Origin of the sequence: Promicromonospora kroppenstedtii DSM 19349 (assembly GCF_000515355.1) — a bacterium.
Classification (GTDB): domain Bacteria; phylum Actinomycetota; class Actinomycetes; order Actinomycetales; family Cellulomonadaceae; genus Promicromonospora; species Promicromonospora kroppenstedtii.
Window position 1 is genome coordinate 1,576 of the sequence record NZ_KI911692.1, and the last position, 1,879, is coordinate 3,454.

Sequence of the window (1,879 nt, forward strand, 5' to 3'; positions counted from 1 at the left end):
CGGGTGCTCGTCCGACGGGACCGGCACGGCCGGCGGCGCGGCCTCCGCGCCCTACGAGGGCACGATCGGGCTGCTGCTGCCGGAGGCGCAGACCGCCCGGTACGAGGCGTCCGACCACCCCACGTTCGTGGCCGTGGCCGGACGTCGCTGCCCCGGCTGCACCGTGCTGTACGCGAACGCCGGCCAGGACGCCGCCGCGCAGCTCCAGCAGGCCGAGTCGATGCTCGCCCAGGGCGCCCAGGTACTGGTGCTCGACGCCGTGGACACCGTGGCCGCCGCTGGGATCGTGGCGCAGGCCAAGCGGCTGGGTGCGGAGGTGATCGCCTACGATCGGTTCGTGGACGGCGCGGACTACTACGTGTCGTACGACTACGAGTTCATCGGCTTCCTGCTGGGCTCGGCACTTGCCGGTGCGGTCACGGAACGAGACGCTGAGAAGGACGCCGGTGCGGGGCCCGGTGCCGATACCGGCGCCCAGAACGGCACCGACGCCGACCCGGGCACGGGAGGAGCCGACGGAACCGCGGACGACGATCGGCCGGGAGTGCTGCTGGTGCACGGCTCGGCCACCGAACCCAACGCGCTGGCCATCGCCGCCGGCACCCGCCGCGCCCTCGAAGGAGAGGACATCGACGTGCTCGCCGAGTACTTCACGCCCGACTGGAGCCCGGACAAGGCCACCGAGTGGACCGAGGCCATGCTCACCCGGTTCCCGGGCCAGGTCGACGGCGTGCTCGCCGCCAACGACGGCATCGCGGGCGGCGCCATCGCCGCGGCCAAGGCCGCGGGCCTCGACCCCGTACCGGTCACGACGGGGCAGGACGGCGAGCTGGCGGCGGTGCAGCGCATTATCTCGGGCGACCAGTTCATGACGGTCTACAAGGCGACCGACCAGCAGGCCCAGACCGCCGCCGAGCTCGCGGTCCGCGTGCTGCGCGGCGAGGAGCCGCGCACCACCGCCGTCATCCAGGGCGTGCCCACCGTGCTCCTGGCGCCCCGCGCCGTGGGCGCCGCCGACGTGGAGCACGTGATCGTCGACGGCCACGTCTACACCACGGACGAGATCTGCGTGCCCGCCTACCGGGACGCGTGCGAGCGGGCCGGCCTGATCGGGGAGGCCGCTCGATGAGCGCCCCCGTGCTGTCCCTGCGCGGCGTCTCCAAGCGGTTCGGCGGCGTCCGGGCCCTGGTCGACGTCGACGCCGACGTGCATGAGCACGAGGTGCTCGCCGTCGTCGGCGACAACGGGGCCGGCAAGTCCACGCTCGCGGGCGTCCTCGCGGGCGCGTACCGGCCTGACGCCGGGCAGGTGCTGCTCGAGGGTCGGCCCGTGGTGCTCGACTCTCCGGCCGCCGCCCGGGCGCTCGGCATCGCGGCCGTGTTCCAGGAGCTCGCGCTCGTGGACGACCTCGACGTCGTGGAGAACCTGTTCCTCGGGCACGAGACCCGGCGCGGCCCGCTCCTGGACGAGATCGCCATGGAGCGCGAGGCGTGGCGCCTGCTCGACCAGCTCGCCGCGAGCGTTCCCAGCGTGCGCGACCCGGTCCGCACCCTGTCCGGCGGGCAGCGCCAGACCGTCGCCGTGGCCCGCGCGCTCCTCGGCTCGCCGCGCGTCGTCGTGCTGGACGAGCCGACCGCGTCGCTCGGCATGCGCCAGACCGCCGAGGTGCTCAACCTGATCGTCCGGCTGCGCGAGCGCGGGCACGCCGTCGTCCTGGTCAGCCACCAGGCCGGCGACCTGCAGGCCGTCGCCGACCGCATCCTCGTGCTGCGCCTCGGCCGCGTGCACGACGTCTTCGACGGCGACGCCTCCTACGAGGACCTGCTCGCCGCGATGACCGGCGCGGTGCGGCCCGGGGCGCGCAACGCGCGCGCCGACT

At 74.6% G+C, this 1,879-nt stretch carries 2 protein-coding genes; both read left to right on the forward strand.

What is annotated here, in order from left to right:
• The coding region (locus tag PROKR_RS16785; RefSeq protein WP_036964878.1) for a substrate-binding domain-containing protein at positions 1-1,129 on the forward strand (1,129 nt) is incomplete at its 5' end.
• Positions 1,126-1,879 (forward strand): ATP-binding cassette domain-containing protein (locus PROKR_RS16790; protein WP_051433074.1); only part of this gene is annotated, 754 nt, incomplete at its 3' end. The genes PROKR_RS16785 and PROKR_RS16790, both read left to right, overlap by 4 nt.